The organism is Sphingobacterium tenebrionis (genome assembly GCF_037126265.1).
GTDB classification, from domain to species: Bacteria; Bacteroidota; Bacteroidia; order Sphingobacteriales; family Sphingobacteriaceae; genus Sphingobacterium; species Sphingobacterium tenebrionis.
The window spans coordinates 40,134-64,554 of the sequence record NZ_JAYLLN010000001.1 but is presented as its reverse complement, the minus strand read 5'-3'; the positions used below and the strand labels follow the sequence as shown (position 1 = coordinate 64,554).

Below are 24,421 nucleotides of genomic sequence, written 5' to 3'. Positions count from 1 at the left end.
GGGAGTAAGTTATCTGACAATAGATCCGTAGAGGTCGAAGTCCTCAGCCCGATCCACCTTCACTTGCACAAAATCTCCTATTCGAGCATAATTTGTTTTTGCATCAAATACCACTTCGTTGTCCACTTCCGGAGAATCGTACTCGGTACGGCCGATAAAGAAATCACCATCCACACGGTCCACCAGGACCTTAAATTCCTTGCCGACTTTCGTCTGGTTGATGTCGTAGGAAATTTCCTGCTGCACCTCCATGATCTGGTCTACACGCTCTTGTTTTACCTCCTCAGGAACATCGTCCTCCAAGGAATAAGCATGGGTTTTTTCTTCGTGGGAATAGGTAAAACATCCTAAACGATCGAAACGGGTATCTTCTACCCATTCCAACATCTCTTGAAAATCATCTTCTGTTTCGCCTGGATAACCACAGATCAAGGTTGTTCTCAACGCAATATCAGGCACCTTATCCCTGATTTTGTTCACCAGGTCGATCTGTTTTTGCTTATTGGTACCGCGGCGCATGGAGGTCAACATATGATCGGAGATATGCTGTAAAGGCATATCCAGGTAGTTACAGATGTTGGAACGCTCGTTCATTGCATCCAGGATATCCATGGGGAATCCAGAAGGATAAGCATATTGTAAGCGGATCCATTCGATTCCATCCACATCCGATAAATGACGCATCAGGTCCGAAAGATTACGCTTACCATAAATATCCAACCCATAATAGGTAAGATCCTGAGCAATCAGGATCAATTCTTTGGTACCATTGGAGGCTAAAAATTTAGCTTCCTTTACCAGGTCGTCGATGGATTTGGACACATGCTTTCCGCGCATTAAAGGAATGGCACAGAAAGAACAAGGCCTGTTACACCCTTCTGCGATCTTGAAATAAGAATAGTGGGAAGGCGTGGTCAATAATCTTTCTCCCAATAATTCGTGGCGGTAATCCGCTCCGATACTGGACAATAATTCCGGAAGATCATTGGTGCCGAAAAAGGCATCCACGTTTGGAATCTCCGATTGCAGCTCTGGCTTATAGCGTTCGGATAAACAGCCTGTTACAATCACCTTGTTCACTTTCCCCTGATCTTTCAATTCGGAGAATTGTAGAATCGTATCGATGGATTCCTGTTTGGCGTTATCGATAAATCCACAGGTATTGATGACCACGATATCCGAAGATTGGATGTTGCTGGCCTCGTGAACAACCTCTAATTGGTTGCCCTTCAATTGACCCATCAATACTTCACTATCGTGTATATTCTTGGAACAGCCCAAAGTAACCACATTGACGCGTGGTTTTTGGATCGCTGAACTGATTTGTGCTTTCTTTGTTTTCATATGAATGTTGTAGCCTATATGAATAGAGAATCTACCCCTATTTGAATAGAGAATCTACAAAGTCTTTTTTGTTAAATAACTGTAAATCACCGATCTTCTCCCCTACTCCAATATATTTTACAGGTATTTTGAATTGGTCTGAAATCCCGATGACCACCCCACCTTTTGCTGTTCCATCTAATTTGGTCAATGCCAGGGCATTTACATCGGTAGCTTGGGTAAACTGGGTTGCCTGTTCGATCGCGTTTTGGCCCGTCGATGCATCCAATACCAACAAGATCTCATGCGGAGCATCCGGAATGACCTTCTGCATCACATTCTTGATCTTTGTCAGCTCGTTCATCAAGCCTACTTTATTGTGCAAACGTCCTGCAGTATCGATAATCGCTACATCATCGCCATTACTTACCGCCGATTTAACGGTATCATAGGCAACGGATGCCGGATCGGACCCCATCGGTTGAGCAACAACACGAACACCCACACGTTCTCCCCAAAGCTGGATCTGATCGACTGCCGCCGCTCTAAAGGTATCGGCAGCACCGAGTACCACTTTGTTTCCTGCTTCTTTCAGTTGGTGGGCCAACTTACCAATGGTCGTTGTTTTGCCAACGCCATTCACACCCACCACCATGATCACATAGGGTTTCTGATTTCCATACTCAAAGGTTTCGAAATCATTGCTGTTGTTCTCGGCCAATAATCCTTGGATCTCATCCTTCAATAAACGGTTAAGATCATCCGTAGATACATATTTATCTTCCGCTACCCGTTTTTGGATACGGTGTACGATTTTCAATGTGGTGGTAACACCGACATCAGAAGTCACCAATACTTCCTCCAGGTTATCCAACACATCATCATCAATGGTCGACTTCCCTACTACGGCTCTTGTGATCTTGGAAAAGAACCCCTCTTTGGTTTTCTCCAAGCCCTTATCCAAGGCCTCTTGTGCCTCTACGGTCTCCTGTTTCTTCTTGAAAAAATCAAATAATCCCATGATGTTAATGTGTTATAATACCGGATGATGTTGAACCAAATATACTGAAATACGAGATACTAAAAAAGCCCTTTTGGATATACCAAAACGGCTATGAATAAGATTTTTAAAGAAAAACTTTAAAAAAAGGAATATCGATCTGCTTATTTTGTAGCTGCAGCAACAACCTCTTTTACTTTGTCGTTGTGTACCATACTTTCTTTGAAAGTATAAGCGCCAGTTTTTGCAGATTTAGTAGTGATAACTACTTTAGTGTATTCCTTACCACCACCTTTTTGTAATGATGCAACCGCTTTCTTTGCCATGGTATTATATTTTTATCAGGATAGCGCGCTATCCAAAGTTAATTACTTAATTTCTTTATGAACAGTTACTTTTCTCAATACTGGGTTGAATTTCTTCAATTCCAAACGCTCAGTTGTGTTCTTTTTGTTCTTCGTGGTAATATAACGAGACATTCCCGGAAGACCACTTTCTTTGTGTTCAGTACACTCAAGGATAACTTGTACTCTATTTCCTTTTTTTGCCATTGTCTTACTTATTTATACCCTCACGGGTGAATTTCATGATTCTTATTATTGTTGATACAACAGGCGTCTATCTATTAAATATGACCTTTTTTGATGAATTTATCGATCGCTGCTGTAATACCGTTCTTATTGATAGTTTTGATTGCTGATGTAGACACCTTCAATGTAATCCAACGGTCTTCTTCAGGAATGTAAAAACGTTTAGTCTGTAAATTAGGATAGAATTTACGTTTAGTTTTAACGTTCGAGTGAGATACGTTATTTCCTTTTAATGCCGTCTTGCCTGTTAAATCACAAATTCTTGACATGATATTCGATTTTTTATTGTTGTTCTTATTTGTAAACGTCTCTTAGAAACGAGTGTGCAAATATCTATATTTCTTTTGGGAAATACAATAGAAATTTAGGAAATATTTTAAAAATATCTGTGGAGTCTGTAGAAGTCAACAAAAATACTGTATTTTGCATAAGCATTAATAGCTATTGCCAACAATAGTTTTCAACAATTCACAATGAATAAATATCTAGTTAAAGGATTATCACTCGCAATTACCGGGATAATCGCCGTTTACATCAGTTACGACCTGATGGAAGCCGAAAATCATTGGTATAAGATACTCATGACCGTAGGAGTGATCTTGTTTGGATATGGATTTGTTCTTTTGGTCTATCGCATATTTCGTAAGATCGACCGGAAAACCCTGATCGATGATCGGAATAAAAAACAGGAAGAACAGAATCAGGAGAAAGAATAGGGGATATGCTGATCCAAACCAAGGGTATTCCATTAAAGATCACCAATTATTCGGAGAGCTCTGTCGTTGCACAGATTTATACAGAAGCACTCGGGCTTCAATCGTATTTAATAAATGGCGCTCGGAAGCCTAAGGCCAAGATTCCAACGAATATGCTGCAACCCCTGCATTTATTGGAATTGGTGGTCTATAATAAAGAGGGTGGCAGCCTGCAACGGATAAAAGAGGCGCATCAGGTGCCTACCTTACGATCCATTCCTTTGGATATCGTAAAAAGTTCCTTGGCCATTTTCCTCAATGAGGTTTTATATAAGGTGCTGCGTCATCAGCATTCCGATCCACAGTTATTTCATTTTCTGGAAAATGCCATCATCTGGTTGGATGAAAGTTCTGAAGGACTTGCCAACTACCATCTGGTATTCCTCCTGAAATTGAGCCATTACCTCGGCTTTAGACCCGCCATCAGCAATAAACCTTATTTTGATCTTCGAGAGGGGGTGTTTACCTCGGTTTTACCTGGGCATGTACAGGTCATTCAGGAACCTTACAGCCAGATCCTAAGGGATTTACTGCAAACAAATTTTAACGATTGTAACAAAATAAAACTAAATAAAGAGGATCGATCGTATTTATTACAGAAAATAATCGATTATTATCGTTTGCATACGGAGAATTTTGGCGAATTGAATGCTTTGTACATTTTGGAGGAAATCTTTAGTTAAGTTTTCCATTCCCTACAAATGAAAAAGCCCATTGATGATGAACCAATGAGCTTTGCCACAATAAATATATTTTGAATCTATTCCTTAGATAAGTTTTACATTTACCGCGTTAAGACCTTTACGGCCTTGTTCCACTTCGTAAGACACATGATCCTTTTCACGAACTTTGTCTACTAATCCTGAAACGTGAACAAAGATTTCACCTTCGCCAGAATTTGGAATGATGAAACCGAAACCTTTGGCTTCATTAAAGAATTTTACTACTCCTTCTTGCATGTTATTAATTATTGTTTTTTTTAAAGATATTATATTTTTTCTAAAAATGAATTAATTTTTTCCCCTTTCCTTTTAAACAATCTAAATTTTTATCTGTCTATTTTGGAAAGGTTTTTGTCAATCACCTTAAAGAAACAAAAAATAATATGAAAAAAATATTAACACTCCTTGTTTTATTAACCGCAGTTGTTAGTACACAAGCCCAAAATTCACTTATGGAAAATAGCAGAAGAGTTTCAACTCGTGGTTATGCAGAAAAAGAAGTAACCCCGGATATCATTTACTTATCCATCTCATTGAAAGAATATTACCAAGATGGCAACAGCAAGAAGAAAGTAAGTATCGAAACATTGGAAAAACAACTTTTTGATGCGGCCATGAAAAATGGTGTAAGGAAGGACGATTTTACCATCCAGAACATCTATAGCTATAATGCAGAGACCAAAAAGAAGAACAATGAGCTTTTGCAATCTAGACAGTACCGCATTAAGGTAACTAATTTGAACAACCTGAACACCATGATGGAAGAAGTTGATCCTAAAGGACTGCAGAGCACATCGATTTCGGGTTATGATCATTCGCAAAAAAGACAGATCGAAAAGGAATTGAAAACCGCAGCGGTCAAAGATGCCCGTACGAATGCTGAAATATTAGCGAATGCTGATGGTGGATCGGTAGGGAAGGCCTTAATGATCAATGATAATAGTAATGTTAACTGGAACGAGATCATGCCACAACCAAGAATGTACAGCATGGCCAAAACGGCAAATGCAGAAATGGATGCTGCAGGAGAGGGCTTGGACCTGAACATTCGTCCTATCAAATTGACCTGCAACATTGATGCAGTTTTCGAGTTAAAATAATATGGAAAATCGCTACGTAAGTAAGCAAGAAAGAATATCCCAGGATTTCCAATGGGTGGAACGGCTATCTGTTTTAATGGATAGTCGTTTCCGCATTGGAAACTTCAAGTTTGGCCTAGACCCCATTCTTAATTTTATCCCATTTGCTGGACAGGCAGCCACATTGATCATTTCCCTGGTGCTCGTAACGGTCATGTACCGAAACGGGGCAAGTGGAAAACTGACCATTAAAATGTTGCTCAATGTAACCTATGACGCTATTTTGGGATCCATTCCTTTGCTTGGAAACATCTTCGATTTTTTCAACAAGGCAAATGAAAAGAACATCAAACTACTTCGGGAACACTATTATGAAAACAAGCATCAAGGATCTGGTGTCGGCATTCTTTTGACCATAGGCATTATCCTATTTGCTTTCGTGTTGGTATTCCTGTTCCTGATGTATGCATTGACCTTATGGTTAATTGGTTTGATTTTTTAGTTATCTGCCCAAATAGCATTAACTTTACCCCATGAGCAAAACCAGAATCTTCGCGATTACCTTAGTGGTGATCATGTTGGCGGCTGTATTCACCAACCCTTCCAAAGAAAAAATGGAGGCTGCCTTGAGCACCAAGGCAAAGGATATCTTGCAAAAGCAATTGAAATACGAAGATAAAGGTGCTGTAGAACTGGGCATGATGCTTTTCGGAGACCAGGTGATCCGCGAATTCGTCAATTCCTATACTACTACCTCCAATTATTATCTGTTTTCTTTGTCGAAGATCAACTGGAATGGAGAGAAGGTCATAGTGGGTGGAGGGGCCTTTGGCCAAGTCTGGATAAGCCCTAAACTGGATGAAAAAGCAGATAAATTGATCGAAGTACTCAAAAACCAATAATGTTAGAGATTCTTTACCGGGATGAAGAACTGATCGCGATCAATAAACCGCATGGTCTTTTGGTTCATCGTTCATCCATTGCTGCCGACACCTCAGAATTTGCCCTGCAAAAACTCCGTGACCAAATTGGACAGGCCGTTTACCCAGCCCATCGCCTCGACCGAAAAACAGGTGGGGTGCTCTTGTTTTCCCTGAACAAAGAGATGGACAGCCTTATCCAACAGGCTTTCGCCAATAACCTGGTCAAAAAGGAATACCTGGCCATATTGCGAGGCCATCCAGAAGATCAGGGAACTATTGACTATCCGCTGAAAAAAGAGAACGGGCTCCTGCAGGATGCATTGACCCATTACCAACTGCTAAGAAAAGCTGAAATCGATCTTCCTTTCGGAAAACACCCCACATCAAGATACAGTTTGGTCAAAGCGATGCCCGAGACAGGAAGGATGCACCAGCTTAGAAGGCATTTTGCCCATATTTTCCATCCCATTATCGGAGATCGGCCACATGGCTGCAACAAACAGAACAAACTTTGGAAAGAAACTTTTAACCATGACAGCATGCTTTTGCATGCGAGCCAGTTGAAGTTTAATCATCCAAAAACCGGAAAAGAGATCCTTATACAGGCCGATTTGCAACCTGAATTCCTAAAAGCACTCCAAATCCTGAATATTTCCCTATAGTATACTTAACTTTTAGTAAAACAACGTCCTTTTGTCGTTTAAATTCCTATTTTTGTAAGAACTAAAACTCATTGAATTATCATGAAAAATACTGCGTTAACAAACGTACATATCGCTTTGGGTGCTAAGATGGTTCCTTTTGCTGGTTTTAATATGCCTGTGCAATATTCAGGTATCAACGACGAGCATGAAACCGTGCGCACGGGCGTAGGTATGTTTGATGTGAGCCACATGGGAGAATTTATCCTAAAAGGCGAAAAAGCCCTAGACCTCATCCAAAAGATCTCTTCAAACGATGCTTCCAAACTTTATGATGGAAAAGTACAGTATGGCTACATTCCGAATGAAACCGGTGGTGTTGTTGATGACTTCTTAACCTATAAAATCGACGATCAGACCTATCTATTGGTTGTCAATGCTTCCAACATCGAGAAGGATTGGAACTGGATCAGCAAATACAATGAATTTGGCGTAGAGATGAAAGACATCTCCGACGAAACTTCCTTATTCGCCGTTCAAGGACCAAAAGCTGCTGATGCACTTCAAGGTTTAACAGATATCGAATTGGCACCAATGGAGTATTACTCCTTCCAAAAAGGGGTATTTGCAGGTGTAGAGAACGTATTGGTATCTGCTACAGGTTACACTGGTGCAGGTGGTTTCGAGATCTATGTGGACAATAAACATGCAGAACAAGTATGGAATGCGATCATGGAAGCTGGTAAGCCTTATGGCATTAAACCTATCGGTTTAGGTGCTCGTGATACCCTACGTTTAGAGATGGGTTTCTGTTTATATGGAAATGATATCGACGATAACACCTCTCCATTAGCTGCAGGTTTGGGATGGGTTACTAAATTCACCAAGGATTTTGTAAACTCGGAAAACCTGAAAGCAGAAAAGGAAAAAGGAGTATCCCAAAAATTGGTAGGATTTGAAATGATCGATAGAGGTATTCCTCGTCACGATTATGAGATTGTAGATGCAGAAGGTAATAAAATTGGTCGTGTTACATCTGGAACACAATCACCTTCCCTTAAAAAATCTGTTGGCTTAGGCTATGTGGATACAGCATTTACAAAAGAAGGAACCGAAATCTTTATTTCGATCCGTAATCAACCGATCAAAGCGGTGGTTAAAAAACCTCCTTTCGTAAAATAGAATAAATTATAATTGAAAAGGGGCTATTTTCTAGCCCCTTTTTTATGCTTTACACTTTGCTGTTGTTGTTGGAATCTTTCATTCTGCTTCGTTTTTACCTCTCGCTTCACCTGCTTCAATAAAACTACTTTTAAATAGATCAGAACAACCATTAAGGCGATGGAAATCCCCAAGATCAACATATTCCCGCTGTTAAAAGCCGCCCAGCCACTAAGTACCAAGAATACGATGAATAAATTCAGTACAATGTTTAATATAAATTTCTTTGTCATTTCTTTTTTATGATTTTAATGCCGGTAACCCGTTCCCTCAAAAGGTAAAAATAAACGATTCCAGCGACAATATTGAATACGATGATAAATAGGGCTAATAAAAGTCTTTCTGAATTCGATATGCGCCCTGATTTCATAATCTCCATGAGCACCAGCACTACCCATACCAAAGACAACAACATGGAAATGCTGAACATAATTGGGGCCATGCCTACCTTAAAAAGTAGCAATAGAAAAGATAAAGCATAAAAAACCAGACTAAACATAAATGCCTGCTTAGTCTGGTGAAACATCTTGTTCATACTAACAAAGGTAAGGATAATAACGCTTACCTACGGGAAGATGCCTAATTCTTTATAGGATTCGCCCACTTTATTGATCGCACAGATAAAGGCAGCAGTCCGTAGATCATCCACTCCTTCTGTGTTTTTCAAGATCTGATGGATCTCCTGGTACGATCCGATCATGGTGTCTTCCAATCCTGAATACACCAAGTCAACCTCATCAGGGCCTCTTAGAATAATCTTTCTTTCCAATTTAGATACCTTTTGGTTCGTCATGGATTCAATGATGTTCAGGATCTCAGCATACATATTTTCGCTGAAGCGTTTCTCCAAACGTCCGTAACGCACATGGCTCAGGTTTTTCAACCACTCAAAATAGGAAACCGTTACACCACCAGCATTCAGATAGATATCTGGAATTACCATGATTCCTTTTTTCAAGAAGATTTCGTCCGCATCAGGTGTCAATGGACCATTTGCCGCCTCACCAACGATCTTCGCTTGGATCTTATCCGCATTTCCTTTATGAATAACAGACTCCAAAGCCGCAGGGATCAAGATATCACATGGATATTCCAATCCTTTAGCCGACTCCTCAATATTGGTTGCTCCTGGGAAGTTTAAAATAGACCCTGTCTGCTTACGATGCGCCACAACAGCCTCCAAATCCAATCCATCTTCTGAATAGATTGCTCCTTCATATTCGATCAAACCGACAAGCTTAGAACCCGCTTCCTGGAAAAATTTAGCCGCATAATAACCTACGTTGCCTAACCCTTGAACGATTACCCTTTTGTCTTCCACACCTACCGTCAAACCTAAGGCATCCATGTCCTCCTGCACCTTACATGCTTCGCGAACACCGAAGAAAACCCCTAAACCCGTTGCTTCCGTACGACCACGAACACCACCTTGGGAAATAGGTTTGCCCGTCACACAGGCCTGAGCATTGATTTCATTTGGATTTAAAGTAGTGTAAGTATCCACGATCCAGCTCATTTCACGCGCACCAGTACCGTAATCCGGAGCAGGAACATCTGTACCCGGACCAATGAAATTCTTTTTCACTAATTCTGTCGTATAACGACGTGTGATCTTTTCTAGCTCATATTCGCTATACTTCTTGGCATCAATCTTAATACCTCCCTTGGCACCTCCAAAAGGCACATTCACAATGGCACATTTGTAGGTCATTAAGGAGGCTAAAGCCATTACTTCATCCTGATCTACTTCCATACTGAAACGGATACCACCTTTACACGGCAGCTTGTGATGGGAATGCTGTACACGATAGGCTTCAATCACTTCGATGCCATCTCCGATCTTCACCGGAAACTTTACCCTTAAAATTGAATTACATGCTTTGATCTGATCTAGGATTCCTGGAGAGAATTTGGTGAATTTTGCAGCCTTGTCAAAATTACGTGCTACTCCTTGGAAGAAACTCTGTGTTATATTGGCTTCTTTAGACATAAATAATGTATTTGTTTACATTTTGGTATAATATTATAAAGTTAGTTCTTTTAAAATTTTTATAACAACAAAGCCTCAGAAAACATCATTTTTAATCTTTTTTTAATAAAGCCTAAATTATTTTAACAGAACTTCAATGAAAATCTATAAAAACAAAAATGCCCAAGTATACTTGGGCATTTCCTTTGAATATTATTTCTTAATAAACATCCATTTCTGGGTCAAAGGCTTCCTTCCAAGCCAAAATTCCGCCTGAAAGATTGGAAAGGTTGGTATAACCTTCTTGCTCCAGAAGCATAACTGCCTGTGCACTACGCTTTCCAGAACGGCATTGAATAACAACAGGAATATCCTTAGAAATCTTGTCCTTTTCAATCACCACTCCCGATAATGGGATATTTACACCGTTTAAGTTCGATACTTCATATTCAAATGGCTCACGTACGTCGATTAATTGGAATTCAACGTTGTGATCCATCATATCCTTTAATTCTTGAACACTTATTTCTTTCATGATCTGCTTTTTATCAAATATAATTAATTTTACAGCTACATTTACAGCAAATGTCTGTCCAAATTTTTAAATTCAAACCTACAATTTAAATTATGACATTATTGTTCACTTTATTACCATAAACATGAAACAGTTATTACTTTCCTTGTTAGGAGTAGGATTGGCCTGCCAGCTATCCTTTGCCCAAACCACTGAAATCAGCAGCAAAGAAAATATTACCAGAATATTGAATACCCTGGCCTCCGACGATATGCGAGGAAGATCATCCCTTTCCGTTCCGGATATCGAGAAAGCAGCCGATTTTATTGCTTCGGAATTCAAAAGTATTGGCCTTAAACCTTATGCAGAAGCGAATTACAGACAATCTTTTAAGGTCCTTCGAAAAAAACAAGGGGAAGAGTCGGTTGAATTTGATGGGAAAGCTCTTAAACCAGAGGAATTCCTGATCATTGGAAATTATCCTTCACAAATCCATCAAGATAATGTGGATGTCAAACAACTGAGAATATCAGCTGAGGAGGATTTCTCCAAAAGATTCCGGGAGATTGTACAAAAGGATACCAACCAAGCTATTGTCTTGGTCGATAAGGCGCATGCTGCTTTCTTGGCCAGATTCAAACGGATGATGGGCAGAGAAAACATCTATTTCAAGGAACAGGCTCCGAAAACCACAAAAGGAAAGATCTTTATCATTGCGGATGAACTTCCAGCAAACCGTAAAATATCTCAAAAAACTAATGAATCCGAACATCCCATGTTCAATGTGGCCGGTATTATCCCAGGAAAATCAAAACCAGATGAATATGTAGTGATTTCTGCACATTACGATCATATTGGCATCCTGCCAGCAGTTAACCAGGATTCTATTGCTAATGGGGCAGATGATGATGCTTCCGGCACAACAGCTATGATCGAGTTGGCGAGATATTACAAAAAGCTGGACAACAACGAAAGAACATTGATTTTTGTGGCCTTTACAGGAGAGGAGATCGGTATGTTTGGTTCAAAATATTTCTCCAATAACATCAATCCGGAGCAGGTCGTTGCGATGATCAATATCGAAATGATCGGAAAGGATTCGAAGTTTGGGCCGAACAGCCTTTACATCACCGGATATGATGCCTCCAACTTAGGCAAACTGATGCAGGAAAACCTTAAGGGTTCCGCTTTTACGTTCCATCCGGATCCTTACAAAACACAGAACCTATTCTATCGCAGCGATAATGCAGTTCTGGCCGCATTGGGCGTACCTGCGCATACTTTCTCTACATCCCAGATCGATAAGGACATCTATTACCATACCGTGGATGATGAAGTAGAAACCTTGGATATCCAGAATATCAAATCGAGTATTGAAGCTATTGCAGCAGGATTGGGAGGGATCATCAAAGGCGAACAGACACCTTCTCGTGTAGAAAAATTAAGAGATTAATACATTAGGGTTGAAGCGGCTTGCGCATCACATAATCGTTCAGAACATATTGGTAGTAGGGGATATCCACAGACTCTACTACCTCAAAATCCTGTTTTAGGTAGAAGCCATAAGCCGGATTATTTCTATTGACATTCAGTTCGAGCGCAGTAATTCCAGCTTTCAGAGCCTGTTCGGCGGCAAAATCAATAAACACCTTACCATATCCCTTTCCCTGCGTATTGGGCAAAAGATAAAGTTTCCCGATTCGTAAACATTCCTTTTGCGGTTCCAAGGACATGAAACCCACCGGAAAGCCTCTTTCTAATAAGATATAAAAGGAAACATCAGCTTCCATCGCCGCAATAAGTGCTTCCTCCGTATAGGATTTCTCCAACATAAAATCAATCTGATCTAGGCTGATCACATCCTTATAGGTCGGATACCAGATGGCATGGGCCAATTCGTGGATGATCCGGGCATCATTTACGGTCGCTGGAATAATCTTAATCATAATTCTTCTCCTAACATGATGTAATCCGACAAAGGGGCAATCTTTACAAAACCATCCGATTCAACCTCGAATAGGCTTTCAGTAATCCATCGCACGTTCGAAATACGAAGAGACTCCGAATCAGGGATCCATAATTGATAGCCTTCCGGCAACCATTTATCATACTGTTTGATGAAGATCAACTTATACGATCCATTAAAAACATTGACTGTGAAATCAGGCAGATAGGGCAGAAGGTCCTTGCAACCTATCTGATCCATAATCAGGTTCACGGCATAATTCTTCCGCTCTTTCAAATATTGGAAAAGCACCGCCAAATAATCCTCCCAATAAGGAATAACCACTAGATTTTCCTCCAATTCCTCCCGAATCAACTCCTCCGAATTCAAAAGCACATCGATCTTGATCCCTCTGGATTTAAGCGTTTCGTAATGGAAAGATAAAGTAATAATGGTTGGGCTCCACTCCAACAATTGATTGACATATTCATCCGCCAAAAGATGTGGATCTCCAATAAATAAAGCAGGCTCTTGGTTTTCTCGAACGATGTGGTGGGAAGACATGGCCTAATCCGCTAAATAGGAAACAGCAATATAAGACATTAAACCAATACTGGTTTTCAATGCTTCTTCATCGATATCAAATGTCGGGGTATGCACCGCTGAATTGATTCCTTTTTCTACATTTCCAGTACCCAATCGATAGAAGCAGGCATTGGTTTCCTGAGAATAATAGGCAAAATCCTCCGCTGCAGGCCATAGATCCAGTTCCAACACGTTATCTGCTCCTAAATATTCAACGGCATAAGAACGTGCCTTTTCCGTAATAACCGGTTCATTGATCAAGAAAGGATAGCCCTTACGTACCTCAAAATCACAACTTGCACCCATACTTTCTGCAATACCTACCGCCATCTTCAGCATCTTCTCATGCGCATCTGCACGCCAAGCCTCATCAAACGTACGAAACGTTCCTTCCAAGTAAACCTCATCTGGAATAACGTTCGTAGCGCCATTACCCACGATCTTACCCCAGGATAAAACCGAAGGCGTACGTGGATCGGCATTGCGGCTAACAATCTGCTGCATAGCCGTGATGATTTGTGCGGTTATCGCAATTGGATCGATATTTTGATGGGGTTGAGCGCCATGACCACCTTTTCCGCGAACCGTCATGAACAACTCATCGCAGGAGGCCATATATTTACCGGATCGAAAGCCAACTTTACCTGCCTCGATGAAAGGCATCACATGCTGACCAACAATACCTTGAGGGCTTGGGTTCTGCAATACCCCTTCTTTGATCATCAGGGAAGCTCCTCCCGGCAAACGTTCTTCTCCAGGTTGGAAAATCAGTTTGACCGTTCCTCCAAAGTCACCTCTTAAACTTGATAAAATCTTCGCAACACCCAATAGGGAAGAAGTGTGCACATCATGCCCACAGGCATGCATTACGCCAATGTTCTGTGAACCATAGCTGCGTCCTTCTACCTCGGTGATCGGTAGAGCGTCCATGTCCGCACGCAAGGCCAATACCTTGTCAGACGGTAAATCACCTTTTATCAAGGCCACCACTCCCGTGTTTGCCATGGATTCATAAGGGATCTGCAAATCATCCAAAACCCTTTTTACAAAGGCAGATGTTTGGTATTCCTCAAAAGAAAGTTCTGGATTTTGGTGTAGAAACCTACGGTTATTGACCGTATCTTGAAAATAGGATTGCGCTAGCTCTTGAATCCTGGATTTGATTGATGACATGATTTTCCTCCACTATTGCCACGTCCAGACATCCTCTACAAATACAAATACATTGCTGTATGTACCACGAAGACGTCTCATGTATGCTGTAGCTTCAGAACGGCTGGTAAAATCACCAACTTTTACCCTGTAATTCGGTTCCACGTAATCAAGATAAGCGTTCATATCAGGGTTTTGGCGAATAAAGCTATTCTGAACATTGGTTGCTTCATTCCTATTACCACCAGAATAAATCTGTACCCTAAAACCTCGCACTTTCACCCGGCGTGCCTTCGATTTGTCCAAGATTTTAGGTTCCAAACTTACTGGTGCTTTAGAAGCAGTTGGATTTATTGCATGAAATGCTCTGAAGTCTTGTAATAGGCTAATCAATGTGTCCTTTACTACCTCTACTTTTCCATCCTGTGCCTTCGTAATCTGTGTAGACAATAAGATGATGCAACCTACAATAAATCCTTTATTAATCATTTTATTTATGCTTGTTTTCCGTGACAGTTCTTATATTTCTGACCAGAACCACAAGGACATTCGTCGTTTCTTCCAATCGCTTGCTCTTTACGGATCGGCTGAGTTACCTGAGGCTCCTGAGTATTCAGATCCTCTTCACTAACACCAGTCGGAGAGCTGATTTCCGCTTTAGATTCCACTACTTTTACCTTTTGCTCTGGGCGTGCTGCCTGAATGTTCTGCGGTTGTTGCTCCTGTCCAGGGATTTCTCCTTTGAACAAGAAGCTGACGATATCTTTGTTCATACCTGCTAACATGGTTTTGAACAAGTTATAGGCTTCCATCTTATAAATAATGATCGGATCCTTTTGTTCATAAACCGCATTCTGAACAGATTGTTTTAAATCATCCATCTCACGTAAGTGCTCTTTCCAAGCCTCATCGATCAATGCCAACACAATTCCCTTTTCAAATGATTTGAAAACTTCTTTACCCTCAGTTTCTACAGCTTTAACCAAATTTGTAGCAACTTGGATGCCACGAATACCATCTGTAAATGGAATTATAATATTTTCGATCATTCCACCACGCTCAGCAAGCACATTGGTCAACACAGGCAAGGTCTGTGTAGCCACTTGCTCCGATTTACGGTGATAGAAATTGATAACCTGATCAAACAGTTTCTCTACCAAGCTGTTCGCTGTGCTGCTGCTGAATTCTTCTTGGGAGATTTCTGGGTTAACCGCAAAAATACGGATCACCTCAATTTGGAACTCATCGTAAGAATTATCTTCTTTCGCCTGTAATACCACATCTTCAACAACATCATAGATGGTATTGTTCAAATCCACGTCTAAACGCTCTCCAAATAAAGCATTCTTCCGTTTGGTATAGATTACAGAACGTTGGGAGTTCATCACGTCATCATATTCCAATAGACGCTTACGAATACCGAAGTTGTTCTCCTCTACCTTACGTTGCGCACGTTCGATAGATTTGGTCAACATGCTATGTTGCATTACTTCGCCTTCTTCAACACCCATTTTAACCATCAGGTTCGAAATACGCTCCGATGCAAATAAACGCATCAATGGATCTTCCAAGGAAACAAAGAATTGGGAAGAACCCGGATCTCCTTGACGGCCCGCACGACCTCTTAACTGACGGTCAACACGACGAGACTCATGGCGCTCTGTACCGATGATCGCTAAACCACCCACATTGATAACTTCTTCAATAAGCTTAATATCCGTACCACGACCCGCCATGTTGGTAGCAATCGTTACTTGTCCCGGACGTCCCGCTTCCGCAACGATATCAGCCTCTTTCTGGTGCAATTTCGCGTTCAAGACATTGTGCTTGATACCACGTAATTTCAACATACGGCTTAATAATTCCGAAATCTCAACCGAAGTAGTACCCACCAATACTGGTCTATGCTCTTCTGTCAATTTTTGGATCTCTTGCGCTACGGCATTATATTTTTCACGTGCTGTACGGTAGATGAAATCTTGACGGTCATCACGTTGAATTGGTTTATTTGTTGGAATTTCAACAACATCTAGCTTGTAGATTTCCCATAACTCACCAGCTTCTGTAGAAGCGGTACCCGTCATACCTGATAATTTGTGGTACATACGGAAGTAGTTTTGAAGGGTAATCGTTGCATAGGTCTGCGTAGCATCTTCTACCTTCACGTTTTCCTTAGCCTCGATCGCTTGGTGCAATCCGTCAGAATAACGACGGCCATCCATGATACGACCGGTCTGCTCATCAACGATCTTCACCTTACCTTCATCCACGATGTATTGGTCATCGCGTTCGAATAGGGTATACGCTTTTAAAAGTTGGTTAATCGAATGGATACGCTCCGATTTGATGGAATAATCACGCATCAACTCTTCTTTTTTAGCGGCTTTCTCTTCCAAAGCAACATCCATTTTCTCGATTTCTGCAATCTCCGAACCTACATCCGGTAGAATGAAGAAGCTTGGATCCTCACCTGTAGCCGTGATCAGTTCAATACCTTTCTCCGTAAGTTCTACTTGGTTGTTTTTCTCATCGATTACAAAGAACAATTCCGCATCAGCTTTAGGCATCTGGCGGTTCTGCTCTTGCATATAGTAGTTCTCTACCTTCTGCAATACCTGACGGTGATTACTTTCGGATAGGAATTTGATCAACGCTTTGTTCTTTGGCAAACCACGGTAAGCACGTAATAAAGCTAAACCACCTTTCTCCACATCCGTATCTCCAGCTGCAATCGCTTTCTTCGCTTCGTTCAATACTGTGTTGATGTATGCTTTCTGTGCATTTACCAAACGTTCGATCCTTGGTTTCAACTGATGGAATTCATGTTGGTCGCCCATTGGGATAGGACCAGAAATGATCAAAGGCGTACGCGCGTCATCGATCAATACCGAATCCACCTCATCGATCATCGCAAAGTGCAATTTACGTTGAACCATGGCTTCTTTCGTATTGGTCATGTTATCACGTAGATAATCGAAACCAAATTCGTTGTTCGTACCATAAACGATATCGCTTAGGTAGGCTTGACGACGTTGTGGGGAGTTCGGTTGGTGCTTGTCGATACAATCCACACTCATTCCGTGGAATTCAAAGATTGGTCCGTTCCACTCCGAGTCACGACGTGCCAAGTAATCATTCACCGTTACGATGTGGATACCTTGACCAGCCAATGCATTCAAATAGGTTGGTAGTGTTCCTACCAAGGTTTTACCCTCACCCGTAGACATCTCCGCGATCTTTCCTTGGTGCAACACAATACCACCGATCAACTGTACGTCGTAGTGGATCATGTTCCAGGTTACCTCGGTTCCTGCCGCTAACCAAGAGTTCTGCCAAACAGCTTTATCGCCATTGATGGTCACGTTCGGTTTGCGGGCAGCAATTTCTCTATCAAAATCAGAAGCCGTAACTTCGATTGCCTTGTTTACGGTAAAACGGCGAGCCGTATCCTTAACAACAGCAAAAGCTTCAGGCAATATCTCTAACAATACTTCCTCAAGCTTTTTATCACGGTCTTTTGTTAATTTATCGATCTTATCGTATATGGAAGTTTTTTCTTCCATATCCTCTGTCGAGTCTGCATTCTTTTTTAAATCTGCGATTTCATTATCTATGTCTTGCAAGTAAGCGCTGATTCTATTTTTAAAATCTTGAGTTTTCGCACGAAGCTCATCATGTGATAAGCCAGCCAATTTCTCATACTCTTCCTTGATTTTATTTACTAAAGGCATGATAGCCTTGATATCTCGCTCAGACTTACTACCGAATAATTTACTTAAAAACTTTAACATAATTTTTTATTTCTGTAATCGCTTGTACAATAATGACTCCAAACAAAAGATGCAGACATTTTGACACTAATCGGGCAAATTTAGTTATTAAGGTTGATAACTAACAAAACCCAAAACCTTTTTTATCAATTATTTTACTAAAAATATACTTTTAGTGCTCGAAGGAATTAAATTGTTGGCCCTAGCCTGTTCAAACAATTCAATTACAGCTTTTTTACCCTCTTCTCCAAGATCCTCTGAATATTTGTTCACATACAGTTCGATGTGCTTGTACATCACGGCTTCATCCATTTCCTGCGCATGAGAACGGATATAGTCAATCCCTGATTTGGGGTTGGCAAATGCAAAAGCCACACTTTCCCTTAATAACCGATTCACCTGGAGCTTTACCTCCTCAGGCAATGATCTTTTGATCACAATACCTCCCAATGGAATCGGGGAGCCAGTTGTTTTCTCCCAATAATCGCCAAGATCCTGGATTTTGTACAGCCCACGATCCATATAAGTGAACCTATTTTCGTGTATGATCAGGCCAATATCGATAGAACCATCCAGAACAGATTTTTCAATATCCGAAAAAACCATTTCCTGCTTATTGGTCAGCTCCGGATAGGCCAATCCTAATAAGAAATTGGCTGTAGTATATTTTCCAGGAATGCCCACTTTCAGCCCAAGAAAGTGTTCTGGAAGAGGTTTGCCGGCATAAGCACGCAGCTCTTCGGCCAAAGCAGGATCCTTGCTGATCAACAAAGGTCCAACACCAAAGCCTAAAGCACTTCCCGCGTCCAAAAGTTCATAATCCTCTGTGGCATAAGCAAATGCATGGTAGCTCAACTTGGTGATATCCAACTCTCCACGGAAAGCCTTTTCATTCAAGGTCTCCACATCATGATATTCCACGTGAAACGACAGATCATCACAAGCTATCTTATTGTGGATCAACGCATCAAATATAAACGTATCATTCGGACAGGGTGAAAACCCTAATGTTAATTCCATATTCTTCATCTTTTTCCGTTGGAATGAACAAGGTTTTGCTGAAGACCATCAGCAACATGCCTAGAAAGGTAGCCAACACAAAACCGTTTCCAACTTTATCCAATCCTTTTTTATAGCAAACATAACAGCTCATCAGGTTGATGGCTCCCGCAATAACATACAATCCTGTTGGCTTATCGGGGAAAAGCTGCATCTGAACATCCGTATGCTTGGTCAGAAAAAAGGCCAAGACCGGAAAAATTAAGCCCAGCACAAAGCCGATCAATAAATTATTCTTCATCTATTTAATATCAAAACTCCATGAATTCAACTCCGGAATCACATGGTGTGCCGTCATATCAAATTGCGTAGGAACGATCGAAACAAAACCATTGTTGATGGCATAAGCATCGGTATCTTCGCCTCGATCCTGTAGATCAAACTTACCCGTCATCCAGAAATATTCCCTTTGGTAAGGGTCTAGGCGCTCATCAAACTCCTCAAACCACTTGGCATTTGCTTGCCGACATACTTTTATGCCCTTTATTTCCTTTTTCACATTAGGGAAATTCACGTTCAGTAGACTGTTTTTAGGGAGTCCATGTTCCAAAACCTGCATCGCTATTGCTTTTACGTAAGGTCTTGTATGGGAAAAATCGGCATTGTAGGCGAAATCATCTAGCGAATAGCCAACCGATGGAATCCCTTCTATTGCCCCCTCTACCGCAGCAGACATCGTTCCGGAATAAAGAACATTGATGGAATAGTTAAGCCCATGGTTGATTCCCGATACACATAGGTCAGGTTTTTTTCCCTTGAATATCTTGTTAACAGCAAGTTTAACACAGTCTACAGGTGTACCGGAGCATTTATACATTTCTACTCCAGGATATAGGTCGATTTTATCCAATCGAAGCGGCTTGCCAATGGTAATGGCATGTCCCATTCCCGATTGTGGGCTATCAGGCGCCACAACCACCACTTCTCCCAATTCCTGCATCACTTCCAATAGCACCTTGATGCCAGGAGCCGTGATGCCATCATCGTTAACTACCAAGATGGTAGGTTTCTTTTTTGTCATATGCGAAGTTAAGAAAAAAACAAAAGGTTGATTCCTTCCGAAATCAACCTTATATTAAATTACTAATATTTTTAAGAATACAATCCCTTCTTATCAATAAAATCAATCACCGCATCCGGCGTATAAAACTTAATCGATTTTTTCTCCTTAATCGCCTGCCTCAAAAAAGTAGATGACAGTTCCATGACAGGTGTTTCGGTCATTGTGACAGATGCATGGCTCTTCAATGCACCACCATCATAACCCGGCCTTGGATAAACAATAATTTTATAATCCCTCAAGATCACTTCGGCATTCTTCCATTTATGGAATCCCTGTAGGTTATCCTCACCCATGATCAACACAAACTCCTTCGTCGGAAATTTCTCCGCTAAATGAACCAAGGTATCAATCGTATAGGAAGGTTGAGGCAAATGGAACTCAATATCACTCGCTTTCAGGTTATCCGCGCCTTCAATGGCCAGATTTACCATTTCCAAACGATCATAGATATTCCCTAAGCTCTTTTTATCCTTGAAAGGGTTCTGTGGCGAGACCACAAACCAAACCTCATCCAAAGAAGTATAATTCGCCATATAGTTGGCAATGATCAGATGCCCAATATGAATGGGGTTGAATGAACCAAAAAACAATCCAACCTTATTTGCCATACTTATGAATTAATGAAATCCAACACCAATCGCTCGGCCTCCGCACAAGCGGTCTCCAGATCATTGTTCTGCAAGATCACATCAAATTTATCCGCATAGGACAACTCCAATTCCGCTTTCGCAAAACGTTCCTGCAGCTTTTCCTCCGAATCCGTCCCTCTGCCCTTCAAACGCTCTTTCAAGACCTCCAAGGAAGGTGGATTCACAAATATCGACAATGCCTGATCCGGGAATTTAGACTTCAAGCGCAAACCACCCACTACATCGATATCAAAAATAACATGTTTCCCAGCATCCCAAATTCGCTCAACTTCAGAACGTAGAGTGCCGTAAAATGTGCCCGAATAAACTTCCTCAAATTCAATGAACTCATGCTTCGCTACCTTATGCAAGAAATCATCGGTAGAGATGAAGTAATAATCCACCCCATTTTCTTCCTGCCCACGAGGTGCTCTCGTACTTGCCGAAATGGAAAATGAGATCTTATCGCCATGTTTTTCCAGTAATCTTTTTACGATAGTGGTTTTTCCTGCGCCAGAAGGGGCAGAGAATATCAATAGCTTCCCGCTCATGCTATAAAACGTTTAATAATTGTTCTTTGATTTTTTCCAGCTCATCCTTCATCTTTACCACGATCTGCTGGATCTGCGCATTATTCGCTTTTGAACCCAAGGTATTGATCTCACGGCCCATTTCCTGCGAAATAAACCCTAATTTTTTACCATTGGAATCATTGGAATTCAAGGCTTGGATAAAATAGTTGCAATGGCTGCGCAGCCTTACTTTTTCTTCCGTAATATCCAGTTTTTCGATGTAAAATACCAATTCCTGCTCGAAACGGTTCATATCCACATTTTCTTTCCCAACCGCTTCTTCCATATATTGGTTGATGCGTTCGCGAATCAATGGGATACGGCTTCCTTCAACGGATTCAACTTCGGTCAGGTGAGATAAAATCAATTCCACACGATGCGCCAAGTCTACTTTAAGCACAACACCTTCGTCTTCACGGAAATTATTGAATTGTTTTACGGCAGCATGGAAAGCTGTTACCAGCACTTTTCCCTCTTCCTCATCCACCTCATCGTTGTTGCTGATCACCTCCGGCATATTCAAGGCAAGTTCAAACATGTTCGCTTTGCTATCGCCCAATTGAAAAGCGATCTGCTGTAATTGTTGGTAATATTCTTTGAGTAAATCGGCATTGATGCTAGCTGCCTTGGCGGTTTGGTCTACATATTCAGTAGAAACACTGATGTTCACTTTTCCGCGTTCGATCAATTTGCTGCATTCCCCACGAAGGAATAGTTCCTTGTCGGAAACCGCTTTCGGTAAACGCAGATTAAGCTCTAAAAATTTAGAATTTAGCGATTTTATTTCTACGGTATATTTTACAGAACCATTCTCAGCGGTTCCCATACCATAACCTGTCATCGATTTTATCATATGCAAAGGTATAAAATCTTAGCCTAAAGTTTTTTCTTAATTACCAATCATGTTTGGCGATCAGTACCACCATATAGGTTTTATAGGTAGACCCTTTCGGAACGCGGACAAAACCTATCCCGATATCCTTCAAAGATCCATACCAATCCGTCATGCCCAACACATGTTTTCTATGCATGAAACCCGGAGACCCTCTACCGATAATAAAAGACTTGATCACATCTACGGCCGTTTCATGATTGGCCCCAATAGACTCAAAACTATTATCCCGCCGCTTCTTCAACCAATCCGGATTCAGGCTGTAGCCTCCTTGATGAATATGGTAGTTCGGGCCATAACCATCCGGATCCACATGGTCAAAATAATTCCGCTTGGCCATATCGTATGCCCTAGCCTCCGCCACTTTTGCCAATCGATCGTTCCAGACCAACCTCGTCCGAGTCACGTTCTTTAATCTGGATATTCCCAAATCCCTTGCATACCGGTCCGGATTACTTCGGAAATCATTCAGGTATTCAAAAGCCTTCTTCGCTTCCCGACGGTCGGTCTTAATGGATTTCTGGGCAAAAATAGGGTTCACCCACAATAGGAGTGCAAGTAAAACGAATCGCATAGGCATGTATTTTCTATAAAGACTGTTTTGCAAACGAAGCGTTTAATTCAAAAAGGAATTAGGAAGCTGTTTTCTTATTCCAGAAGATCTCGATAATAGCCGGTAAGAGGGATATCAGGATGATCAACAGGACAACAATGGAAAAATTATTCTTCACCAGTGGAATCTGACCGAAAAAATATCCTCCAATAAGAAATAGAGATACCCATAATATACCGCCCACAATATTGTATAGCCCAAATTTGCGATAAGGCATCCTGACTATACCTGCCACAAACGGAGCGAATGTGCGCACGATCGGAACAAAACGGGCATAGATAATGGTTTCCAGACCATACTTCTCATAAAATTGCTGCGTTTTCTCCAAATAAGCGGGTTTAAATATTTTAGAGCCCGGCTTGAACACCCGGCTTCCAAAATGCTTCCCTATTTCATAGTTCACAAAATCCCCTAAAATGGCTGCGAATATCAACAGCAGGATCATGATCCCTAAACTCAGGTTGGTCTCCGGTTTTGCGATCAAAGCGCCCATCGCAAATAGAACGGAATCTCCCGGTAAAAATGGTGTCACCACCAGACCCGTTTCTGCAAATATGATCAGGAATAAAATAAGATAGGTCCAAGCCTGATATTCTTGTGTGATTTGGATCAGGTGTTTATCGATATGAAGAATAAAATCAATGAGGGCAGATATGAATTCCATAATAGTAAAAAGTAGTATTACCTACACAACAATTGCACCAATTACCAAGCCATTAAAACAAAAAAGGAAGCTTATTGAGCTTCCTTCTTTTTTCCATATTTTTCCTTTACCACCTCAATGATCGGAGGCAGCATGGATAAGAATATAATAGCAAATATCACGATGGTAAAGTTGTCTTTAATAATAGGCAATCCACCAAAGAAATAACCGATGAATAAAAAGGAGGTAACCCAAAGGATCGCTCCGATAACATTATAAGAGGCAAATTTCGCATAAGACATCGATCCTACTCCAGCCACAAATGGCGCAAAAGTTCGGATGATGGGCACAAAACGCGCATAAATGATCGTCTTGCCACCATATTTCTCATAGAATTTCTCCGTTTTCTCTAAATATTCCTTTTTCAGGAACTTATATTTTCCGCTGAAGGCTTTTGGACCAATGTATTTTCCAATATGATAATTGACCATATCTCCGATAATTCCCGCCACCATCAACAGTATCCACATCACAAATACATTCAGATCCGTTTCCGGTTTCGCAATGATGGCACCTGTTGCGAACAACAAGGAATCCCCAGGAAGGAATGGAGTAACCACCAATCCCGTTTCCGCAAAGATGATTAAAAATAGGATCAGGTAGGTCCAGGTCTGATAGTTGTTGACAATCTCCACCAAATGGTCATCAATGTGGAGAATAAAGTCAATAATCGCGTATATAAAATCCAAGGTCTTCTGCTA

General features: G+C 41.0%; 31 protein-coding genes. 8 read left to right on the top strand and 23 right to left on the bottom strand.

Going from position 1 to position 24,421, the window contains the following annotated elements; genetic code table 11:
* Window positions 1-9: 9 nt before the first annotated feature.
* The 5 genes from rimO to rpmB form a co-directional block, all read right to left on the bottom strand.
* On the bottom strand, window positions 10-1,344 hold the full coding sequence (gene rimO, locus VJ786_RS00330) for a 30S ribosomal protein S12 methylthiotransferase RimO (RefSeq protein ID WP_336556976.1): 1,335 nt from the start codon (window positions 1,342-1,344) through the stop codon (window positions 10-12).
* A gap of 37 nt (window positions 1,345-1,381) precedes the next feature.
* Window positions 1,382-2,344 (bottom strand): signal recognition particle-docking protein FtsY, encoded by a 963-nt coding sequence (gene ftsY / locus VJ786_RS00325; RefSeq protein ID WP_336556975.1) that lies wholly within the window; start codon window positions 2,342-2,344, stop codon window positions 1,382-1,384.
* A gap of 143 nt (window positions 2,345-2,487) precedes the next feature.
* On the bottom strand, window positions 2,488-2,649 hold the full coding sequence (locus VJ786_RS00320; protein ID WP_099365111.1) for a DUF4295 domain-containing protein: 162 nt from the start codon (window positions 2,647-2,649) through the stop codon (window positions 2,488-2,490).
* 42 nt (window positions 2,650-2,691) lie between these two features.
* Window positions 2,692-2,874 carry a 50S ribosomal protein L33 gene (gene rpmG / locus VJ786_RS00315; RefSeq protein WP_002998409.1) on the bottom strand — a complete coding sequence of 61 codons (183 nt, stop codon included), beginning with the start codon at window positions 2,872-2,874 and terminating at the stop codon, window positions 2,692-2,694.
* A 74-nt stretch (window positions 2,875-2,948) separates the two neighbouring features.
* A complete protein-coding gene (rpmB, locus tag VJ786_RS00310) occupies window positions 2,949-3,182 on the bottom strand; it encodes a 50S ribosomal protein L28 (protein ID WP_093100019.1) in 234 nt (77 codons plus the stop codon).
* A gap of 204 nt (window positions 3,183-3,386) precedes the next feature.
* Here rpmB and VJ786_RS00305 point away from each other — a divergent pair, with 204 nt between their 5' ends.
* Complete coding sequence (locus VJ786_RS00305) at window positions 3,387-3,629, top strand: cytochrome b family protein (RefSeq protein ID WP_099365112.1); 243 nt, start codon at window positions 3,387-3,389, stop codon at window positions 3,627-3,629.
* A gap of 5 nt (window positions 3,630-3,634) precedes the next feature.
* Window positions 3,635-4,351 carry a DNA repair protein RecO gene (gene recO / locus VJ786_RS00300; protein ID WP_099365113.1) on the top strand — a complete coding sequence of 239 codons (717 nt, stop codon included), beginning with the start codon at window positions 3,635-3,637 and terminating at the stop codon, window positions 4,349-4,351.
* Window positions 4,352-4,435: 84 nt separating this feature from the next.
* Here recO and VJ786_RS00295 read toward each other — a convergent pair whose 3' ends face one another.
* Complete coding sequence (locus VJ786_RS00295; protein ID WP_099365114.1) at window positions 4,436-4,627, bottom strand: cold-shock protein; 192 nt, start codon at window positions 4,625-4,627, stop codon at window positions 4,436-4,438.
* Between the two features lie 215 nt (window positions 4,628-4,842).
* Here VJ786_RS00295 and VJ786_RS00290 point away from each other — a divergent pair, with 215 nt between their 5' ends.
* The 5 genes from VJ786_RS00290 to gcvT all read left to right on the top strand — a co-directional run bounded on the left by VJ786_RS00290 (window position 4,843) and on the right by gcvT (window position 8,215).
* The gene (locus VJ786_RS00290) at window positions 4,843-5,490 is read left to right on the top strand and encodes an SIMPL domain-containing protein (protein WP_336556974.1); all 648 of its coding nucleotides are present in this window, start codon (window positions 4,843-4,845) and stop codon (window positions 5,488-5,490) included.
* A 1-nt stretch (window position 5,491) separates the two neighbouring features.
* Entirely contained in the window at window positions 5,492-5,971 is a 480-nt protein-coding gene (locus VJ786_RS00285; RefSeq protein WP_099365116.1) for a DUF4112 domain-containing protein, read from the top strand.
* Window positions 5,972-6,002: 31 nt separating this feature from the next.
* Window positions 6,003-6,371, top strand: coding sequence for a DUF4359 domain-containing protein (locus VJ786_RS00280; RefSeq protein ID WP_099365117.1), 369 nt, complete (start codon window positions 6,003-6,005; stop codon window positions 6,369-6,371).
* Entirely contained in the window at window positions 6,371-7,054 is a 684-nt protein-coding gene (locus tag VJ786_RS00275; protein ID WP_336556973.1) for a pseudouridine synthase, read from the top strand. The genes VJ786_RS00280 and VJ786_RS00275 overlap by 1 nt, the downstream gene beginning before the upstream one ends.
* Window positions 7,055-7,135: 81 nt before the next feature.
* Entirely contained in the window at window positions 7,136-8,215 is a 1,080-nt protein-coding gene (gcvT, locus tag VJ786_RS00270) for a glycine cleavage system aminomethyltransferase GcvT (protein ID WP_134778341.1), read from the top strand.
* Between the two features lie 23 nt (window positions 8,216-8,238).
* On the opposite strand, the gene VJ786_RS00265 is transcribed toward gcvT, so the two are convergent.
* The 3 genes from VJ786_RS00265 to VJ786_RS00255 all read right to left on the bottom strand — a co-directional run bounded on the left by VJ786_RS00265 (window position 8,239) and on the right by VJ786_RS00255 (window position 10,758).
* A complete protein-coding gene (locus VJ786_RS00265) occupies window positions 8,239-8,487 on the bottom strand; it encodes a DUF6358 family protein (protein WP_099365120.1) in 249 nt (82 codons plus the stop codon).
* A gap of 332 nt (window positions 8,488-8,819) precedes the next feature.
* Complete coding sequence (locus tag VJ786_RS00260) at window positions 8,820-10,244, bottom strand: Glu/Leu/Phe/Val family dehydrogenase (protein ID WP_099365122.1); 1,425 nt, start codon at window positions 10,242-10,244, stop codon at window positions 8,820-8,822.
* A 199-nt stretch (window positions 10,245-10,443) separates the two neighbouring features.
* The gene (locus VJ786_RS00255; RefSeq protein ID WP_099365123.1) at window positions 10,444-10,758 is read right to left on the bottom strand and encodes a rhodanese-like domain-containing protein; all 315 of its coding nucleotides are present in this window, start codon (window positions 10,756-10,758) and stop codon (window positions 10,444-10,446) included.
* Between the two features lie 124 nt (window positions 10,759-10,882).
* On the opposite strand from VJ786_RS00255, the gene VJ786_RS00250 reads away from it, so the two are divergent.
* Window positions 10,883-12,190, top strand: coding sequence for a M20/M25/M40 family metallo-hydrolase (locus VJ786_RS00250; protein WP_099365124.1), 1,308 nt, complete (start codon window positions 10,883-10,885; stop codon window positions 12,188-12,190).
* Between the two features lie 4 nt (window positions 12,191-12,194).
* Here the strand turns inward: VJ786_RS00250 and VJ786_RS00245 are convergent, their stop codons facing one another.
* From VJ786_RS00245 to VJ786_RS00180, 14 genes are all read right to left on the bottom strand, one after another.
* Window positions 12,195-12,683 carry a GNAT family N-acetyltransferase gene (locus VJ786_RS00245; RefSeq protein ID WP_134778342.1) on the bottom strand — a complete coding sequence of 163 codons (489 nt, stop codon included), beginning with the start codon at window positions 12,681-12,683 and terminating at the stop codon, window positions 12,195-12,197.
* The gene (locus VJ786_RS00240) at window positions 12,680-13,246 is read right to left on the bottom strand and encodes a hypothetical protein (RefSeq protein WP_099365126.1); all 567 of its coding nucleotides are present in this window, start codon (window positions 13,244-13,246) and stop codon (window positions 12,680-12,682) included. Before VJ786_RS00240 ends, VJ786_RS00245 begins: the two co-directional genes overlap by 4 nt.
* Window positions 13,247-13,249: 3 nt before the next feature.
* Complete coding sequence (locus tag VJ786_RS00235; RefSeq protein ID WP_099365127.1) at window positions 13,250-14,440, bottom strand: M20 metallopeptidase family protein; 1,191 nt, start codon at window positions 14,438-14,440, stop codon at window positions 13,250-13,252.
* 12 nt (window positions 14,441-14,452) lie between these two features.
* Window positions 14,453-14,908 carry an SPOR domain-containing protein gene (locus VJ786_RS00230; protein WP_099365128.1) on the bottom strand — a complete coding sequence of 152 codons (456 nt, stop codon included), beginning with the start codon at window positions 14,906-14,908 and terminating at the stop codon, window positions 14,453-14,455.
* 5 nt (window positions 14,909-14,913) lie between these two features.
* Entirely contained in the window at window positions 14,914-18,210 is a 3,297-nt protein-coding gene (secA, locus tag VJ786_RS00225) for a preprotein translocase subunit SecA (protein ID WP_134778343.1), read from the bottom strand.
* Between the two features lie 129 nt (window positions 18,211-18,339).
* A complete protein-coding gene (locus VJ786_RS00220; protein ID WP_134778344.1) occupies window positions 18,340-19,209 on the bottom strand; it encodes a 1,4-dihydroxy-6-naphtoate synthase in 870 nt (289 codons plus the stop codon).
* Window positions 19,172-19,489 (bottom strand): hypothetical protein, encoded by a 318-nt coding sequence (locus VJ786_RS00215; RefSeq protein ID WP_134778345.1) that lies wholly within the window; start codon window positions 19,487-19,489, stop codon window positions 19,172-19,174. The genes VJ786_RS00220 and VJ786_RS00215 overlap by 38 nt, the downstream gene beginning before the upstream one ends.
* A complete protein-coding gene (surE, locus tag VJ786_RS00210; RefSeq protein WP_134778346.1) occupies window positions 19,490-20,269 on the bottom strand; it encodes a 5'/3'-nucleotidase SurE in 780 nt (259 codons plus the stop codon).
* 71 nt (window positions 20,270-20,340) lie between these two features.
* The gene (gene nadD, locus VJ786_RS00205) at window positions 20,341-20,919 is read right to left on the bottom strand and encodes a nicotinate (nicotinamide) nucleotide adenylyltransferase (RefSeq protein WP_134778347.1); all 579 of its coding nucleotides are present in this window, start codon (window positions 20,917-20,919) and stop codon (window positions 20,341-20,343) included.
* 2 nt (window positions 20,920-20,921) lie between these two features.
* On the bottom strand, window positions 20,922-21,491 hold the full coding sequence (gene gmk / locus VJ786_RS00200) for a guanylate kinase (RefSeq protein ID WP_099365133.1): 570 nt from the start codon (window positions 21,489-21,491) through the stop codon (window positions 20,922-20,924).
* A gap of 1 nt (window position 21,492) precedes the next feature.
* Window positions 21,493-22,365 (bottom strand): YicC/YloC family endoribonuclease, encoded by an 873-nt coding sequence (locus VJ786_RS00195; protein ID WP_336556972.1) that lies wholly within the window; start codon window positions 22,363-22,365, stop codon window positions 21,493-21,495.
* A gap of 40 nt (window positions 22,366-22,405) precedes the next feature.
* Window positions 22,406-22,978 (bottom strand): CAP domain-containing protein, encoded by a 573-nt coding sequence (locus VJ786_RS00190; RefSeq protein WP_245153247.1) that lies wholly within the window; start codon window positions 22,976-22,978, stop codon window positions 22,406-22,408.
* 58 nt (window positions 22,979-23,036) lie between these two features.
* Complete coding sequence (locus VJ786_RS00185; protein ID WP_134778350.1) at window positions 23,037-23,681, bottom strand: DedA family protein; 645 nt, start codon at window positions 23,679-23,681, stop codon at window positions 23,037-23,039.
* Between the two features lie 71 nt (window positions 23,682-23,752).
* Window positions 23,753-24,409 (bottom strand): DedA family protein, encoded by a 657-nt coding sequence (locus VJ786_RS00180; RefSeq protein WP_099365137.1) that lies wholly within the window; start codon window positions 24,407-24,409, stop codon window positions 23,753-23,755.
* Window positions 24,410-24,421: the final 12 nt, after the last annotated feature.

Bases quoted from the DNA above. Each gene is read 5' to 3' on its own strand.
- rimO (WP_336556976.1), bottom strand. From the start codon at position 1,344: ATGAAAACAAAGAAAGCACAAATCAGTTCAGCGATCCAAAAACCACGC.
- ftsY (WP_336556975.1), bottom strand. From the start codon at position 2,344: ATGGGATTATTTGATTTTTTCAAGAAGAAACAGGAGACCGTAGAGGCA.
- VJ786_RS00320 (WP_099365111.1), bottom strand. From the start codon at position 2,649: ATGGCAAAGAAAGCGGTTGCATCATTACAAAAAGGTGGTGGTAAGGAA.
- rpmG (WP_002998409.1), bottom strand. From the start codon at position 2,874: ATGGCAAAAAAAGGAAATAGAGTACAAGTTATCCTTGAGTGTACTGAA.
- rpmB (WP_093100019.1), bottom strand. From the start codon at position 3,182: ATGTCAAGAATTTGTGATTTAACAGGCAAGACGGCATTAAAAGGAAAT.
- VJ786_RS00305 (WP_099365112.1), top strand. From the start codon at position 3,387: ATGAATAAATATCTAGTTAAAGGATTATCACTCGCAATTACCGGGATA.
- recO (WP_099365113.1), top strand. From the start codon at position 3,635: ATGCTGATCCAAACCAAGGGTATTCCATTAAAGATCACCAATTATTCG.
- VJ786_RS00295 (WP_099365114.1), bottom strand. From the start codon at position 4,627: ATGCAAGAAGGAGTAGTAAAATTCTTTAATGAAGCCAAAGGTTTCGGT.
- VJ786_RS00290 (WP_336556974.1), top strand. From the start codon at position 4,843: ATGGAAAATAGCAGAAGAGTTTCAACTCGTGGTTATGCAGAAAAAGAA.
- VJ786_RS00285 (WP_099365116.1), top strand. From the start codon at position 5,492: ATGGAAAATCGCTACGTAAGTAAGCAAGAAAGAATATCCCAGGATTTC.
- VJ786_RS00280 (WP_099365117.1), top strand. From the start codon at position 6,003: ATGAGCAAAACCAGAATCTTCGCGATTACCTTAGTGGTGATCATGTTG.
- VJ786_RS00275 (WP_336556973.1), top strand. From the start codon at position 6,371: ATGTTAGAGATTCTTTACCGGGATGAAGAACTGATCGCGATCAATAAA.
- gcvT (WP_134778341.1), top strand. From the start codon at position 7,136: ATGAAAAATACTGCGTTAACAAACGTACATATCGCTTTGGGTGCTAAG.
- VJ786_RS00265 (WP_099365120.1), bottom strand. From the start codon at position 8,487: ATGACAAAGAAATTTATATTAAACATTGTACTGAATTTATTCATCGTA.
- VJ786_RS00260 (WP_099365122.1), bottom strand. From the start codon at position 10,244: ATGTCTAAAGAAGCCAATATAACACAGAGTTTCTTCCAAGGAGTAGCA.
- VJ786_RS00255 (WP_099365123.1), bottom strand. From the start codon at position 10,758: ATGAAAGAAATAAGTGTTCAAGAATTAAAGGATATGATGGATCACAAC.
- VJ786_RS00250 (WP_099365124.1), top strand. From the start codon at position 10,883: ATGAAACAGTTATTACTTTCCTTGTTAGGAGTAGGATTGGCCTGCCAG.
- VJ786_RS00245 (WP_134778342.1), bottom strand. From the start codon at position 12,683: ATGATTAAGATTATTCCAGCGACCGTAAATGATGCCCGGATCATCCAC.
- VJ786_RS00240 (WP_099365126.1), bottom strand. From the start codon at position 13,246: ATGTCTTCCCACCACATCGTTCGAGAAAACCAAGAGCCTGCTTTATTT.
- VJ786_RS00235 (WP_099365127.1), bottom strand. From the start codon at position 14,440: ATGTCATCAATCAAATCCAGGATTCAAGAGCTAGCGCAATCCTATTTT.
- VJ786_RS00230 (WP_099365128.1), bottom strand. From the start codon at position 14,908: ATGATTAATAAAGGATTTATTGTAGGTTGCATCATCTTATTGTCTACA.
- secA (WP_134778343.1), bottom strand. From the start codon at position 18,210: ATGTTAAAGTTTTTAAGTAAATTATTCGGTAGTAAGTCTGAGCGAGAT.
- VJ786_RS00220 (WP_134778344.1), bottom strand. From the start codon at position 19,209: ATGGAATTAACATTAGGGTTTTCACCCTGTCCGAATGATACGTTTATA.
- VJ786_RS00215 (WP_134778345.1), bottom strand. From the start codon at position 19,489: ATGAAGAATAATTTATTGATCGGCTTTGTGCTGGGCTTAATTTTTCCG.
- surE (WP_134778346.1), bottom strand. From the start codon at position 20,269: ATGACAAAAAAGAAACCTACCATCTTGGTAGTTAACGATGATGGCATC.
- nadD (WP_134778347.1), bottom strand. From the start codon at position 20,919: ATGGCAAATAAGGTTGGATTGTTTTTTGGTTCATTCAACCCCATTCAT.
- gmk (WP_099365133.1), bottom strand. From the start codon at position 21,491: ATGAGCGGGAAGCTATTGATATTCTCTGCCCCTTCTGGCGCAGGAAAA.
- VJ786_RS00195 (WP_336556972.1), bottom strand. From the start codon at position 22,365: ATGATAAAATCGATGACAGGTTATGGTATGGGAACCGCTGAGAATGGT.
- VJ786_RS00190 (WP_245153247.1), bottom strand. From the start codon at position 22,978: ATGCGATTCGTTTTACTTGCACTCCTATTGTGGGTGAACCCTATTTTT.
- VJ786_RS00185 (WP_134778350.1), bottom strand. From the start codon at position 23,681: ATGGAATTCATATCTGCCCTCATTGATTTTATTCTTCATATCGATAAA.